Genomic DNA, 14248 nt, shown 5'->3' with positions numbered 1-14248 from the left:
GTCTGACGCACCTCGCGTTTCCTCTGTTCTTCTCTGTTCCATCGCGCCAATCGGCAATGCAGTGATGGTCATTCACGCTCGTGGAACGGTTCGGCACCTTTTCCGGATCAAGCGAAGACACCCTGGGAGACACACGTGAGAAAGCTGAAGCTGGGCAGGAGATCGGCCCGATCAGCCTCCGCGCTGGCCGTCGGCATACTGATGGTGACCGGCCTGTCGGCCACGTCGGCCAGCGCCTCGTCATCCTCGGCCAGTGCCGCGCCCGAGCTGGGCGTTCGTTTCTACCCCGACGGGAACGGCCAGTGCGACGGGCCGACGAATCCGCCGGAGCGGTGGTTCAGCGCGGCCGACTGGAGTACCCCCATCCGCCTGGACACCGACGACCGCGCGGGCGGCTGTCAGCTGGCCTTCGGCCTCTACGACCCGTCGAACTCTCTCGCGGGCCTGACCGCCACCTATACGTGGGAGGCAGAGCCCGGCAGCGACGACACCCAGTGCCAGAACGGGGGCCCGAAAACGATCCCGATCGACTCCTCCCTCAGGACGTTCGCCGACCCCATCCGGGTGGACACCGACGGCCGAGCGGGCTGGTGCAACCTCACCTTCGCCCTGTCCGGTCGCTCGGACATCATCCTTGAGGTGCAGTGGTACGGCGACGACGGCGGCGATGCCAAGGGGCAGTGCAAGAACACCCGCCCGAAGAACACCTCGCAAATCGCCAGAGAGGGGCATCCCGTGACGGTGGGCGACGACACCGACGGCCGCGCCGGCGGCTGCTACCTGTCGCTCCGCCTGAACCGCACGTTCTAGCTGTGCTGTCCCGGCACGTTGGTGACGGGCGACGCGCCGTGAAAGGTGTTTGAACGAGGCGAGGGCCTCCGGTTTCGGTGTGGATTGCGACATCTACCACCGGCACACAGGAGGCCCTCGTTGATCCACCGTAACGCCCCGCTGACCCCGACCGGCAGGCTGCGTCTGGCCCGGTGTGTCGTTGACGACGGCTGGCCGCTGCGCCGGGCCGCCGAACGGTTCCAGGTCAGCCACACCACCGCCGCCCGCTGGGCCGGACGCTACCGCCGGCACGGGGCAGCAGGCATGACCGACCGCTCCAGCCGCCCCCACCACTCACCACACCGGACACCGGCCTCCGTGGAGGAGCGGGTGCTGCGGATGCGCCGCGAACACCGCATCGGCCCGCTGCGACTGGCGGCCCGCTTCGGCATCGCCGCCTCCACCGCTCACCGGATCCTCCAGCGCCACCACACGCCGCCGCTGGCCTCCTGCGACCGGGCCACCGGTGAACCCGTCCGCCGCTACGAACGCGCCCGACCCGGCGAACTGGTCCACATCGACGTCAAGAAACTCGGCCGCATCCCGGACGGCGGCGGCCACGAAGCCCTGGGCCGGGCAGCCGTCCCAGCGGTTCGGTGATGCCCTCCAGAGGGCGTGAGACGGCTTTGGTGCGCCAGCTCGCCGGTGGGCCGCAGGGTGCGCCCGTCGGCACCCCGCAGCACCAGGCTGCCGTCCGGCTCACCAGCGAGGTCAGCCGTGCCTGGAGTCCGGCCGGCCGCTCCAGCCGTGGGCCGACCTGACATAGTCCCCCGCCGCTTGTGGCAGCCCCCGTGCGGGGTGCGCACACTCACCGCCGGGCCCACTCCGGACATCGCATGATGTGAAAGGAAACCCGTGACACAGGCACAGAACACGACGCACGGTCGTGTCCGAACCACGTCCAGCACGGTCATCGCGTGGTTGGCGTTCGCGACCATGTTCGTCATCGGAACCGACACGTTCCTGGTCGCCCCGATGCTTCCCACGCTGGCCGACACGTTCGACGTCTCCACTGGTACGTCCGGATGGATGGTCAGCGCCTATGCCCTCGGGTTCGCGCTGTTCGCCCTGGTGGCCCCCGAGGCGATCATGAAGACGATGGGCATCGCCGGGGCGGGCATGTCCATCTCGCAGGTCGTCGGCGTCCCGGTCGGCGGTTGGCTTGCGGCATCCTCCTGGCACGTGCCGTTCTTCGTGATCGCCGCACTCTCGGGTGTCGCCTGGCTGCTGCTGTGGAAGGTGTTCCCCTCCGTTCCGCCGGCCCGGGCACAGGGCGCGGCCACCGGCATCGTCGGGACGTACGCCGAGCTGTTCAAGTCGAAGACCTTCACGTGGTACCTGCTGGCCTACCTCGTCTACCAGACCGGTGTGTTCGAGACCATCTCGTTCATCGGCTCCTGGCTGCACAAGGACTTCGACCTGGGCGTCAGCGCCGTCGGCGCCGCGATGACGGCGCTGGGCGTCGGCATGGCCATCACGTCCATCCTCGGCAACCGCCTCATCCGGAGGATCGGCGAACAGCGCACGCTGGCCGTGGTGTTCACGGGGCTGATCGTCATCTACAGCGCGGTGCCGTTCGCCGCCGACCTGGGTCTGGCGATCGCCGGCCTCGCGGCCGGATCTGCCGTCCTCGGCCTCGGCTACCCGATCTTCATGGCGATGCTGCTGGCGCGGACGACGGCCGCCCGTGGCACGGTGTCGTCGCTGTCGACGACCGCGCTGTACGCGGGTACGACGATCGGCGGTCTGGTCGGTGGTGTGCTGCTCACCGAGTTCGACGGCTTCAAGGGCGTTGCCGGGTTCACCGTGCTGGCGCTGGCCGCCTCAGCGGTGATCTTCGGGGCGGCCGGTGCCTTCCGGGCGCCGGAGCCGGCTGGGGCCCCGGAGGGCGCGCCGGCCGAGGCCGAGCCGACGGCGGCGTGACCCGACCCTCGGACCAACGGGCGGTGCCGCGGCCTGGCCGGGCGTGCCCCCGGTCGACGTCTGGAAGGCCGGACGGCCGCGCAGGGAACAGCCGTCCCGGCGGCACGGTTGCATCGACCGGGGACCGGCGCCGCACGGCGGGGAGCACGGAGACCACACGGTCGTCCGTCCCACCGGGCTCCCGGCCCCGGGACCGCGGCACGCCCGCCGCGCGCTTCGGATCGAGACGTGTTTTCGCAGGAGGACTTTTTCATGACTGACCGGCCCTTGACGCTCATGGCAGTACACGCCCACCCCGACGACGAGGCCACCGGAACCGGAGGGGTCCTCGCGCGGTACGCGGCGGAGGGCATCCGGACGGTTCTCGTGACGTGTACCGACGGCGGTTGCGGGGACGGTCCGGGGGGTGTCAAGCCGGGCGACCCCGGGCACGATCCGGCGGCCGTCGCCTTGATGCGCCGTGAAGAACTCAGGGCGAGCTGTGACGTCCTGAAGGTCAGCGATCTGGAGATGCTGGACTACGCCGACTCCGGGATGATTGGCTGGCCGAGCAACGACGCCCCCGGATCCTTCTGGCAGACCCCCGTGGAGGAAGGCGCCGCCCGGCTCGCGGACCTCATGCGGCACTACCGGCCCGATGTGGTCGTCACCTACGACGAGAACGGCTTCTACGGCCACCCCGACCACATCCAGGCCCACCGCATCACGATGGCGGCGCTGGAGATGACCACGCTGACACCGAAGGTGTACTGGACGACGATGCCCCGTTCGGGGATGCAGCGGTTCGGGGAGATCATGCGCGAGTTCGGGGAGGACATGCCGGAGCCGGACCCCGCCGAGGCCGCCGCGCTGGCCGAGATCGGCCTCCCCGACGATGAGATCACCACGTGGGTGGACACCACCGCGTTCAGCGGCCAGAAGTTCGACGCGCTGGCCGCGCACGCCAGTCAGGGCGAGAACATCTTCTTCCTCAAGATGGGCAAGGAGAGGTTCGGCGAGCTGATGGGCATGGAGACCTACGTACGGGTCAAGGACGCCACCGGCGCCGCCGTACCCGAGAACGATCTCTTCGCCGGACTGCGCTGATCCGCCCCGCCTGCCGGGCCCCGGGAAAGCTCATCGGCCGCACGGCGCGACCGTAGGCACAGGTCTGCGGACGACGAGACGGCGGCGAAACGCGTCCCGTGGGACGCGCACCCTGACATGGTGCGCGTCCCGGGGATCGCCAGGAGAGCGAGGGGCGCCGCGAATCCGGTGTTCTCGGCAGCCGCGCGCACAGCCGCGACGAGTTCGGCGGCGGAGGCGCGGGTGATCGCATGCGCGGGCAGGAAATGCGCCGGCATGACGTTCTGCATCAGGTGCGCACGACGGTGCCGGTCCGTGCGGCGAGGGCGCGGACGACTCGGGCGCCCATGGTCCCGGTGCCACCGACGACGAGTGCCGTTGCCGACGTCACCGCGTCACCTCCAGCACGAGCTTGCCGCGGGTGCGGTTGGTCTCGCCCAGCCGGTGCGCCTCGGCGGCCTGCTCCAGGGCGAAGGTGCGTTCGACCTCGACGCGGACCGCGCCGGAGTCGACCAGGCCGGCGACGGCCGTCAGAGCGGCGGCGTCCGGCTCGACCAGCAGCGGGCTGGTGCGCACCCCCGCCTGCCCGGCCGCGGTGGCCAGGGCGTCCCGGACACCGCCCGGAATGGAGATGACCAGGCCGCCTCGCCGGGTGACCGACACCGAGCGCACATCGGTGTCATCCGCGGACCCGACCAGGTCGATGACGACATCGACCTTGCCCGTGGCCTCCTCGAACCGCTGCCGCGTGTAGTCGATCGTCTCGTCCGCGCCCAGTTCCTCGAGCCAGGTGTGCCGGGGCTCGCGGGCGGTCGCGATCACCTCGGCGCCGAGGTGCTTGGCGAGCTGCACCGCCAAGTGCCCCACGCCACCGGCCGCGGCGTGCACCAGCACCCGCTGCCCGGCGGTGACGCGCGCCGTGTCGACCAGGGCCTGCCAGGCGGTGAGCGCCGCGAGCGGCAGAGCCGCGGCCTCGACGTGCGAGAGCGAGGCCGGCTTGCGGACGAACTGGCGGGACGGTGCCGTGACGAACTCGGCGTACCCGCCGGCCGGGCGCGGGAACCACGGCATGGCGTACACCTCATCGCCGGGTGCGAGCGTGGTGACACCGAAGCCGACCTCCTCGACGACGCCGGAGACGTCCCAGCCGAGGATCAGCGGCAGCGTCTGCAGCCCGGCCATGCCGTGACCCGCGCGGGTCTTCCAGTCCACCGGGTTGATTCCGGCGGCGTGCACGCGCACCAGCACCTCCGTCGGCAGCGGCTCGGGGCGCGCGACCCGGCCGGCGGTCAGCACGTGCGGCCCGCCGAACTCCTCGATGGTGACGGCGCGCATCGTCTGCTCGCTCATACTTTCCTCGCTCATATCCGCTTCGCATGTCCTTCGCTCCTGGCCAGGCCGGCCCGGGCACGTGCTTCAGCCTCGCCGACGCTCACCGACACCGTGAGTGGCCGAACGGCCACCTGTCGTACCATTCCGGCCATGCCGCATCGTGTTGCCGTTCTCGCCCTCGACGGGGTCATGCCGATGGACCTGGGTATCGCGGCCCGGGTGCTCAACGAGGCCCTCGACCCCGCCGGGGCGCGGCTCTATTCCGTGACGACCTGCTCGCTCGGCGGCCGGCCGGTCCGCACGAACGAGGGCTTCCGGATCGTCGTCGACGAGGACGAGTCACTGCTGGAGGACGCGGACACCGTGGTGATCGCCACCCAGGAGCCCGGCGAACATCTGCTCGCCACCGGCGAGTTGCCCGCCCGGGTCGCCACGGCCTTCGCCCGGATCGGGCCCGAGACCCGCATCGTCAGCCTGTGCACCTCGTCGTTCCTGCTCGCGGCGGCCGGTCTGCTGGACGGACTGCGGGCCACCACCCATTGGGCGCTGTGCGGCCAGTTCGCCCGGCGGTTCCCCGACGTCGAGGTCGATCCGGACGTGCTGTTCGTCGACAACGGCCGCATCCTGACCGCTGCCGGTGGGGCGGCCGGCATCGACCTGTTCATCCACCTGGTCCGCAGGGACCACGGCGCGACCGTGGCCACCTCCGCGGCGCGGCGATGCGTGGTGGCTCCCTGGCGCGAGGGCGGCCAGGCACAGTTCATCGAGCACCCGGTGCCGAAGGAGGCCGACCGTTCCACCTCGGCCACCCGTCAGTGGGCACTGAACCGGCTGGCCGAACCGGTCACGTTGCAGGACATGGCCCGCCACGCCCACATGAGCGAGCGCACGTTCACCCGGCGGTTCCGCGCCGAGGTGGGCACGAGCCCCCTCCAATGGCTGGTGCAGAGCCGGCTGGCCCAGGCGCGCCGCCTGCTGGAGTCCAGCGACCTGACCGTCGCGCGCATCGCCACAGCGTGCGGCTTCGGGGACCCCGTCGCGCTGCGCAAGCACTTCCACACCCACCTCGGCCTGTCCCCGCTGGCCTACCGCCGCGCCCACCGCGCACCCGAGGTGCCGTGAGCCTAAAACCCGTTGGCGGGCCACGGCGGCCGCTGCTACTTTTCTGGAGGCCGTGACGGAGAACGAGGAGGTGGTACCCGTGAACGCAGTATCGACATGGGTGCTCCCCTCCGGGGTCGCGGTCGGACGATAGGTCGTCCGGGAGCGCCGTTCAAGCGCACTCCCGAAAGGCACGACCATGCGATTCACTTCCGAACAACGCCTCGACGACGGCGTCCTCGAACGCGAATTCACCCTCGGCGAGATCCCCGGCACCCTGTGGACGCCTGGATCCGCACCGGCTCCACTGATCCTGATGGCCCACAACAACGGCCTGCCCAAGGCGGAACCCCGGCTGGTGGCCCGGGCCCGGTACACCGCGGCGTGCGGCTACGCGGTGGCCACCATCGACGCCGCCGGGTGCGGTGACCGGCCCCGTTCCGCCGCCGACCAGCAGGCCCGCGCCGACCTCCGACGGGCGATGCAGGCCGGGGAGCCGGTCGACGACATCTTCGAGTCCTTCATCGCCCCGCTGGTCGGAAAGGCGGTCCCGGAGTGGCGGACCACCCTGGACGCCCTCCTTGCGCTGCCCGAGATCGATGGCCCGGTCGGGTACTCGGGGTGGACGGCCCTCGGCATTCGGCTGGCGGCCGTCGAGCCGCGCATCGCGGCCGCCGGTTTCTTCGCCGGGGGATACGTGCCCCGCGCCCAGCGCGAGGAGGCCCGGCAGGTCACCATTCCGCTGCTGTTCCTGCTGCAGTGGGACGACGAAGGGAACCCCCGGCAACGGGCCCTGGACGTGTTCGACGCCTTCGGCAGTAAGGAGAAGACGCTGCACGCCAATCTGGGCGGGCACCTCGGCACCCCATGGTTCGAGCTGGAGGACGGGGACCGGTTCTTCGGCCGGCACCTGAAGTGAGGCCGGGCCGTCAGGCCGGCGGCACACGGTGAGCGGTACGCACAACCGCCCCGACCGCGCCGGTACCGGCGCGGTCGGGGCGGCGCGTCCGGGCGCGGCAACGCCCCATGATGTGACCCGAATCGGGGGCTGAGAGGGGGCGGATTGCCTACTCTGAGGATCCTTTGTTCACACGCCACCCCCCAAGGAGCGCGCACGTGACCCAGCCCCGCATACCCACCACCGTCCTCGGCCGCGGAGCCGTCGCCGCCACCGTCCCCGTCGTCGTGGCGGCCCTGCTCGCGGCGGCCGGGCCCGTCACCGCTGCCGGACGGGCGGGCGCCCCCGGCGTCGGCGACCCCTACTTCCCGCGCGCGGGCAACGGCGGCTACCACGTCGCCCACTACGGACTGACGCTCGGTTACGACCCGACGAGCCGTCACCTCACCGGCAAGGCGGTCCTCACCGCCCGCGCCACCCAGCGCCTGGACCGCTTCGATCTCGACTTCAAGGGCCTGAAGATCACCGGTCTGACCGTCGACCGGGCCAGGGCGGCGTACCAGCGCAGCGGACAGGAACTCGTCGTCACGCCCCGGCGCGCCCTGCACAAGGGGCAGAGGTTCCGCGTCACGGTCACCTACCGGGGCAGGCCCGCCCCGGTCACCGACCCCGACGGTTCCCCCGACGGCTGGATCCCCACCGACGACGGCGCGTTCGTCGCCGGTGAACCCCAGGGCGCCATGACCTGGTTCCCCGCCAACAACCACCCGCTGGACAAGTCGTCGTACGACATCGCGATCACCGTCCCCGAGAACCGCAGCGCCGTCTCCAACGGCGTCCTGCTCGGCCGGAGCACCCGCAAGGGGAAAACCACCTTCCGCTGGCGGCAGACCGAACCCATGGCCGCCTACCTCGCCACCGCGACCGTCGGGAAGTTCAAGGTCAAGCAGTACACGACCCGTAGCGGCATCAAGGTCTACGACGCCGTCGACCCGCGCGAGGCCACCGCCGCCGCCGCACCCGTGCTGAAGAAGCTGCCGTCCGTGCTGGAGTGGGAGAGCAAGCTCTTCGGGCCCTACCCGTACCGCGCCGCCGGCTCCATCGTCGACCACGCGCCCAGCGTCGGCTACGCACTGGAGACCCAGACCCGGCCCATCTACGGCAGCGCCCCCGACCTGGGCACCCTCGTCCACGAGAACGCCCACCAGTGGTTCGGCGACTCCGTCTCCCTCACCTCCTGGAAGGACATCTGGCTCAACGAGGGCTTCGCCAGCTACGCCGAGTGGCTCTACGAGGAGCAGCACGGCGGCGCCGGCGCCCAGGAGACCTTCGACGACCTGTACGCCACTCCCGCAGGCGATCCCCTGTGGGCGTTCCCGCCGGGCAACCCCGGCAGCGGCGCCAAGATCTTCGGCCGCCCCGTCTACGGCCGTGGCGCCATGGCACTGCACGCCCTGCGCACCGCCGTCGGCGACCGGGTCTTCTTCCGCGTCCTGCGCGCCTGGGCCGTACAGCACCGCCACGGACACGGCACCACCGCAAAGTTCCAGTGCCTCGCGGAGCGGCAGTCCGGGAAGAACCTCGGCCCGCTGTTCAACAAGTGGCTGTACGCCCAGGGGAAGCCCCGCACCCCCTGACGCGAAACAGGGAGTCAGTCCTCCAGGCCCCGGGCCAGGTCGGCCAGGTCGAAGGTGTCGCTCGCGGGCGGGGCCTGCACGGTGACCGGCTTGTTGATGTCCATGAAGGTGATCGTGACGTCGAGCGGGCCGCTGTCGCCCTTGCCGCGTGTGCGGAACCGCTTCGTGTGGCTGTCCTGGTCGATCCACAGGTCCATGGCCAGGCGGTCGACGCCCAGCTCCTCGTACTGCCGCAGGCTCTTCTCACGGCGCTTGCGGGTCGCGGCGTCCTCGTCCTTCAGGCTCGCGCGCATCTGGGCGAGGGTGACCGTGCCGCGGTAGTGGGTGGTCCGGTCACCGTCGATGGTCTCGGTGCCGACCCGTCGCACGTTGTCGGCGCCGGAGAGGAAGGTGGACTCCTCGGCCGGGTTCTTGTCGGCCCGGTCGGTGAGGGCGCCCTGTCCCGCCGCGCCGGAGCCGCCCTTGCCCAGGGCCGAGGCGTCGGTGGCGAGCCAGCTCTTGCCGTCGAGTCGGGAGGAGGACCCCTCGGCGAACCCGCTCTTGACGGCATCGCCCCCGAGGTACAGCTTGCCTCCGGTGAGCCGGAACTCCACCGACATGTCCGCGCCTTGGTCGAGCGAACGCGTCTTCAGCCGCATCGCGGGCGGGTTGAAGGCCATCGCTCCTTCACCCTCGAAGCGGCCGTCCTCGGGAGTCCTGCCGGACATCCGGTAGCTCATCGACGTGAACTTCTCGGTCTTTTCCGCCGCCGCCCGCACGGCCGCCGCGGGCGCCATATGCGGCTCCTTCGCACTGGCCTTCTCCGCATCGGCCTTCTCCGCGCCACAGCCCGCCGCACCGGCGCACAGCAACGCGGCGGCGAACACCGCGCCCGCCGCTCTGGCGTGTCTGCCCGGTCCGGTGCGCACGATCATGCCCATATCCCCCACCCCTTGATGAACTTGCGTTCGTTTCTGATCGATGTCGGACATTAGCGCACGGGCGCGAGGCGCGGTCCGGATTTCTCCGGTGCCCCACCGCACCGAGGCGCGCAGACGCGCAGATGCGCGTTCAGGGGCGGCGCAGCTCGTGGGCGGTCGGGGGCCGGCCGCTGGGTGTCGGTGATCCGCTGGGCCACCGCGATGGCGCCGGTCGCCTGAGCGGCACGCCTTCGGCGGGGCGGCGTACAGGTTGAGGGCGCCGGTGGTGTGGGTGCGGGCGGCTATCGGCAGGGAGAGGGAGGAACGCATCCCGCAGGCGACGGCGTAGGCAGGGTATTCGCCCCACCTGGTCTCCGCGAGCATGTCGTTGATTTCCAGTGAGTCGGTCTCCAGCAGCCACTGCCTGACGCCGTTGTTGGTCGACGCGGCGTGGCCTCTGCGCCCCCACGAGTACCACTTTGTGCTCCGTGGAATCCGTGGACGATCACAGCCGCACAGCTGTGGGGCCGGCGATGAACCGTAGGGCAGTGATCGATTCGACGGTGCGGTCATGCCGGGAGCGCCGGGTGCGGCGTCATGGCGCCGTACGAAGCTGCGCGGCCTCGTGGCGCAGCGCCCCCACGGTGGCCGTCACCTCGGGAGAGCGGTCTCGGATCGTGACGGCGACGATCGCCCGGCCGAGCCAGGCGGGGTCGTCGACGCGGACGGTGTGGACGCCGGTGGGGACCGAGGCGGCGGCCACTTCGGGGAGTACGGCGATGCCGAGACCTGTGGCGACCAGGCCGAGGCGAGTGGGCCATTCGCGGGCGGCATAGGCGATGCGTGGGTGGTCGAGGGTTGGCCAGGCGCCGAACTGGGGGTCGTCGCGGAGGCCCTTGCCGACGATCCAGGGTTCGTCCCTCAGCTCGGCCACCGGGATGGTTCCACGGCCGGCGAACCGGTGGTGCGCGGGGACGGCGAGCAGGAGGCTGCCGTCGAAGAGCAGTTCGCGGCGCAGCCCTTCGAAATCGTAGGCGGGCAGGTCCGGTCCCACGCCGATCACCGCGACGTCGATGCGATGGGCACGGAGTTGGCGGAGCTGCGTGGGCGAGGACGCCTCGACGAACTCGACGATCAGACCCGGGTGGTCGTTTCGGAGGCGGGCCAGTGTGCGGGGGACGAGCACGGCGGCGGCCGAGGAGAAGGCCGCGATGGCGACTCGTCCGGTGACGTGGTCCTTCAGCCCGGCGAGGTCCGTGCTGACGGCGTCGATCTCGTTGAGGACCGTCGCGGCTCGGCGGGCGAGCATCATGCCCGCGGGGGAGGGGGTCACCCCGCGGGCGCCCCGGACGAACAGCGGTGCGCCCGCGGCGGCTTCCATGGCCGCCACCTGATGGGACACCGCTGACTGGGTGTACCCGAGCGCGTCGGCCGCGGCGGTGAACGATCCTGTGTCGACCACGGCCTGGACGACGCGGAGACCAGTGAGGGACAGCTCGGCCATGCGGCCATTCTGACGTATTCCGAGGCCGCATGTCTGCCATGTCAGACCTTCGCTGGTGGAATACCTTGACCGGCAGCACGATGGAGTGGCTACGCAGGCGATCCATCCACAGGGAGTACCGATCATGGCGAAGACGTGGTTCATCACGGGCAGCTCGAGGGGGTTCGGCCGAGAGTGGGCGGACGCCGCGCTCGAACGCGGAGATCGCGTCGCGGCGACTGCTCGGGATGTCAGCCGGCTGACCCCTCTGGTCGAGCGGTACGGGGACGCGGTGCTGCCGGTGCGGCTCGACGTCACCGACCGTGCCGCGGTGCATGAGGCGGTGCGGCGTGCCCACTCGCATTTCGGTTCGCTGGACATCGCGGTCAACAACGCCGGCTACGGGCATTTCGGTATGGTCGAGGAGGTGAACGAGGACGAACTCCGGGCCCAGATGGAGACCAACTTCTTCGGCGCGGTGTGGGTCACGCAGGCGGTGTTGCCCCTCATGCGGGCGCAGCGATCGGGCAGGATCCTGCAAGTGACCAGCGAGGGCGGCGTACGGGCGTTCCCCGGCATCGGCGCGTACCACGCCTCGAAATGGGCTCTCGAGGGATTGTCGGAGTCGCTGGCGCAGGAAGTGGCGGCCTTCGGCGTTCACATCACGAACGTCGAGCCCGGCCCCTATGCCACCGACTGGCTGGCCCGCGGGGCACAGCACAGTGAGCGGCACCCGGACTACACCGAAGTCCACACGGTCACCGCGCAGGAATTCGAGGTCGGCGACCCGCGCGCGACCCGCGAGGCGATTCTTCGGATCGTCGACGCGGAGCGGCCCCCACTGAGGATCCTCCTCGGCAAGTCCTTCCCCGATGTCGCCGGTCTCTACGAGGAGCGTCTGAGCACCTGGCGCGAGTGGCAGCCGGTCTCCCTGGCCGCGTTCGGCTGAGGGGGGGGGCGTCCTGCCGCGCGGTGAGGGCGACGCGATCGGGATCCGTTCCGACGTGTTCGTCCAGGCAGGACGACACACACCCCGTGAACCCGGCCGTGGCCTGCAACTCCCAGTGCTCGCGGGCGGCGACGAGCCATTCGGCGGGAGCGGCGACCGCCTTGGCCTCCTGTGCGAGAAAGTACAGCCACACCTCGGCCTGGGCGTCACGGACCCATTCGAGCTGCCCATGGCCGGAGTAGAGCACGCGGGCGCCGGACGCCTCCACGGAATTGCGGTCAGACCGGGCGCCGCTGCCCGTGGGCCCGACTTCGCCGGTGCCCCCGCCGGACGTAGCTGCTGGGGACGGTGACGGTGCGCGGCGGGCGGTCGGGGGTGGCGGTCCTGTCGGTGGCCAGGCGCGCCGCCTGGCGGCCGACTTCCTGCGGGTCGCGGACGACGGCCGAGACGCCGAGCCCCTTGGAGACGTCGGTCTCGTCGAGTCCGATGAAGGCGAACGCGTGCCGCCCGGCGAGCCGTTCGATGAGGACCCCCGTGCTGATGCCGAGGTTGAGCGCGAGGACGGCCGTGGGGGGGGGCGACGGCAGCTCCAGCAGGTGCGCGACCGCGTCGCGGGCCTGCTGAGGGGGCGCCAGGTCGCCGACCACCAGCCCTGGTTCCTCCCCGACCCCGGCCTGCGCGAGGGCGCTGCGGTAGCCGCTGAGCCGCTGCGTGGCGCGGAAGGAGTCCAGGCGCCCGGTGAGTGCGGCGATGCGGTGGTGGCCGAGGCCGATGAGGTGCTGGGTGGCCTGCTGGACGGCGTGGTCGTCGTCGGTTTTGACGACGTCGGCGGTCAGGCCGGCGGCGGGCCGGCCGACCAGGACGATGGCGGTGCCGTGGGTGTGCTCGGCGGCGAGGAAGTCGCGGTGGTCGCCGTCGGGCATCATCAGCAGGGCGCTGACGCGGCGGGCGCTGTTGCTCACCTACAAGACGTACTTCCTGATGGACCACCTCGGGTACACCACGGACCGGGCCGCCTCGATCCTGAGCCGGGCCATGCTCGTCCTCGCCGTGGGGGTCGTCCTCGGCAGCAACGTCAGCGGCTGGCTGTCCGACCGGCTCCAGCGCCGCAAGGTCTTCATCGTGGCGGCGTCCCTGCTGTTCGGCGCCGGTATGGGCGTCATCGCGCTCTCCTCCACGCTGACCGGCTTCATCGTGGGCATCGCCGTCGACAGTCTGGGACAGGGCGTCTACGTGGGCGTCGACCACGCGCTGGTCGTCTCCGTCCTGCCCGACAGCGAGACCGAAGCCGCCAAGGGCATGGGGCTGTTCAACGTCGCCAACGCCCTTCCGCAGGGCGTGGCGCCCGCCATCGCGCCCCTGTTCCTGGCCATCGGAGGCGGTTCGAACTACGCGGTCCTCTCCCTCGGCGCCGCGGGATTCGCCCTGCTGGGCGCCTTCGCCGTCCTGTTCATCAAGGGGACCAGGTGACGTCGTCCCCGCTCACGCGGGGCGCGTCCCCTGCCCGAGGCCGTACGGCGTTTCTGTACTACGCGGCGCCGGCCCTGGCCTGAGCGGTGGCGACGTAGCGGATGGTGAACACCATCGGGATCACGAACCCGGCGACCTGGATGAGGGTGGCCGGAGTGGAGTGGCCGTTGCCGGTGTGCGCGACGACGGCGAGCACGACGGCGGTCACGGCGAAGGCGGCGGTCCACACGGCGGTGATGACGGTGTTGACCCGGAGGAAGGGCTTGAGGTTCCAGATCTCACGGGGCGTGGTGCGCTTGGCGATGCCCAGGGTGAACGGCTTGCCGACGGCCAGCGAGATCCCGGCGACGACCGCCAGCGTGCCGGACGACGCGGCCGCCGAATAGTCGTGCACGGCGGAGTGCGGGTCGACGAAGGCGATCACGGCCAGGACCGCGAAGAAGGCCGCCGAACTCACCTCGATGATCAGGCTGTCCAATCCGGCGCCGGCCCGGCGCTGCTGAACGGTCACCGCCACCGCGATCACCAGCGCGGCGAGTGCCGCCCACTTCCACTGGCCGGACGGGAGCACGGCGAAGACGATCCATGGGAGGAAGGTGCGCAGATACGACATCGGTGATTCCCCGTTCGGTCCGGTTATCTCCTCTTCCGACATGGGGA

13 protein-coding genes and 1 pseudogene are annotated in these 14248 nt (G+C 71.0%); 9 read left to right on the top strand and 5 right to left on the bottom strand.

Features of this window, described 5'->3' with window-relative positions:
* Window positions 1-135 precede the first annotated feature (135 nt).
* The 4 genes and pseudogenes from ABZ562_RS32655 (at window position 136) to ABZ562_RS32640 (ending at window position 3840) form a co-directional block, all read left to right on the top strand.
* Window positions 136-810: a hypothetical protein gene (locus ABZ562_RS32655; protein WP_361486629.1), complete on the top strand. Its 675-nt coding sequence runs from the start codon at window positions 136-138 to the stop codon at window positions 808-810.
* Window positions 811-930: 120 nt separating this feature from the next.
* Window positions 931-1410, top strand: a pseudogene (locus ABZ562_RS32650) (leucine zipper domain-containing protein); the annotation flags it as partial.
* A 342-nt stretch (window positions 1411-1752) separates the two neighbouring features.
* The gene (locus ABZ562_RS32645) at window positions 1753-2754 is read left to right on the top strand and encodes an MFS transporter (RefSeq protein WP_361486627.1); all 1002 of its coding nucleotides are present in this window, start codon (window positions 1753-1755) and stop codon (window positions 2752-2754) included.
* 252 nt (window positions 2755-3006) lie between these two features.
* The gene (locus ABZ562_RS32640) at window positions 3007-3840 is read left to right on the top strand and encodes a PIG-L family deacetylase (protein ID WP_361486624.1); all 834 of its coding nucleotides are present in this window, start codon (window positions 3007-3009) and stop codon (window positions 3838-3840) included.
* A gap of 366 nt (window positions 3841-4206) precedes the next feature.
* Here the strand turns inward: ABZ562_RS32640 and ABZ562_RS32635 are convergent, their stop codons facing one another.
* On the bottom strand, window positions 4207-5169 hold the full coding sequence (locus tag ABZ562_RS32635) for an NADP-dependent oxidoreductase (protein WP_361486657.1): 963 nt from the start codon (window positions 5167-5169) through the stop codon (window positions 4207-4209).
* Window positions 5170-5301: 132 nt separating this feature from the next.
* On the opposite strand from ABZ562_RS32635, the gene ABZ562_RS32630 reads away from it, so the two are divergent.
* The 3 genes from ABZ562_RS32630 (at window position 5302) to ABZ562_RS32620 (ending at window position 8787) form a co-directional block, all read left to right on the top strand.
* Window positions 5302-6273, top strand: a complete 972-nt coding sequence (locus tag ABZ562_RS32630) for a helix-turn-helix domain-containing protein (RefSeq protein WP_361486622.1) — start codon at window positions 5302-5304, stop codon at window positions 6271-6273.
* A 178-nt stretch (window positions 6274-6451) separates the two neighbouring features.
* Window positions 6452-7171: an alpha/beta hydrolase gene (locus ABZ562_RS32625; protein WP_361486619.1), complete on the top strand. Its 720-nt coding sequence runs from the start codon at window positions 6452-6454 to the stop codon at window positions 7169-7171.
* A 197-nt stretch (window positions 7172-7368) separates the two neighbouring features.
* Window positions 7369-8787 (top strand): M1 family metallopeptidase, encoded by a 1419-nt coding sequence (locus ABZ562_RS32620; protein ID WP_361486617.1) that lies wholly within the window; start codon window positions 7369-7371, stop codon window positions 8785-8787.
* Window positions 8788-8801: 14 nt separating this feature from the next.
* Here the strand turns inward: ABZ562_RS32620 and ABZ562_RS32615 are convergent, their stop codons facing one another.
* Together ABZ562_RS32615 and ABZ562_RS32610 are read right to left on the bottom strand one after the other, a co-directional pair.
* Window positions 8802-9707, bottom strand: coding sequence for a DUF1396 domain-containing protein (locus tag ABZ562_RS32615; RefSeq protein WP_361486615.1), 906 nt, complete (start codon window positions 9705-9707; stop codon window positions 8802-8804).
* 574 nt (window positions 9708-10281) lie between these two features.
* The gene (locus ABZ562_RS32610) at window positions 10282-11190 is read right to left on the bottom strand and encodes a LysR family transcriptional regulator (protein WP_361486613.1); all 909 of its coding nucleotides are present in this window, start codon (window positions 11188-11190) and stop codon (window positions 10282-10284) included.
* 124 nt (window positions 11191-11314) lie between these two features.
* On the opposite strand from ABZ562_RS32610, the gene ABZ562_RS32605 reads away from it, so the two are divergent.
* Window positions 11315-12118 carry an SDR family NAD(P)-dependent oxidoreductase gene (locus ABZ562_RS32605; protein ID WP_361486610.1) on the top strand — a complete coding sequence of 268 codons (804 nt, stop codon included), beginning with the start codon at window positions 11315-11317 and terminating at the stop codon, window positions 12116-12118.
* A 278-nt stretch (window positions 12119-12396) separates the two neighbouring features.
* On the opposite strand, the gene ABZ562_RS32600 is transcribed toward ABZ562_RS32605, so the two are convergent.
* Window positions 12397-13080: a substrate-binding domain-containing protein gene (locus ABZ562_RS32600; protein WP_361486608.1), complete on the bottom strand. Its 684-nt coding sequence runs from the start codon at window positions 13078-13080 to the stop codon at window positions 12397-12399.
* Between ABZ562_RS32600 and ABZ562_RS32595 the strand changes: the two genes are divergently transcribed.
* Window positions 13073-13588: an MFS transporter gene (locus ABZ562_RS32595; protein WP_361486605.1), complete on the top strand. Its 516-nt coding sequence runs from the start codon at window positions 13073-13075 to the stop codon at window positions 13586-13588. The genes ABZ562_RS32600 and ABZ562_RS32595 overlap by 8 nt on opposite strands.
* 58 nt (window positions 13589-13646) lie before the next feature.
* Here the strand turns inward: ABZ562_RS32595 and ABZ562_RS32590 are convergent, their stop codons facing one another.
* Entirely contained in the window at window positions 13647-14201 is a 555-nt protein-coding gene (locus ABZ562_RS32590; protein WP_361486602.1) for a hypothetical protein, read from the bottom strand.
* Window positions 14202-14248: the final 47 nt, after the last annotated feature.

Origin of the sequence: Streptomyces sp. NPDC019937 (assembly GCF_040631655.1) — a bacterium.
GTDB lineage: Bacteria > Actinomycetota > Actinomycetes > Streptomycetales > Streptomycetaceae > Streptomyces.
Note: the sequence above shows the minus strand (reverse complement) of the source record. Positions and strands in the feature narration are given on the sequence as shown.

Bases quoted from the DNA above. Each gene is read 5' to 3' on its own strand.
- ABZ562_RS32640 (WP_361486624.1), top strand. From the start codon at position 3,007: ATGACTGACCGGCCCTTGACGCTCATGGCAGTACACGCCCACCCCGAC.
- ABZ562_RS32635 (WP_361486657.1), bottom strand. From the start codon at position 5,169: ATGAGCGAGCAGACGATGCGCGCCGTCACCATCGAGGAGTTCGGCGGG.
- ABZ562_RS32630 (WP_361486622.1), top strand. From the start codon at position 5,302: ATGCCGCATCGTGTTGCCGTTCTCGCCCTCGACGGGGTCATGCCGATG.
- ABZ562_RS32625 (WP_361486619.1), top strand. From the start codon at position 6,452: ATGCGATTCACTTCCGAACAACGCCTCGACGACGGCGTCCTCGAACGC.
- ABZ562_RS32615 (WP_361486615.1), bottom strand. From the start codon at position 9,707: ATGGGCATGATCGTGCGCACCGGACCGGGCAGACACGCCAGAGCGGCG.
- ABZ562_RS32610 (WP_361486613.1), bottom strand. From the start codon at position 11,190: ATGGCCGAGCTGTCCCTCACTGGTCTCCGCGTCGTCCAGGCCGTGGTC.
- ABZ562_RS32605 (WP_361486610.1), top strand. From the start codon at position 11,315: ATGGCGAAGACGTGGTTCATCACGGGCAGCTCGAGGGGGTTCGGCCGA.
- ABZ562_RS32590 (WP_361486602.1), bottom strand. From the start codon at position 14,201: ATGTCGTATCTGCGCACCTTCCTCCCATGGATCGTCTTCGCCGTGCTC.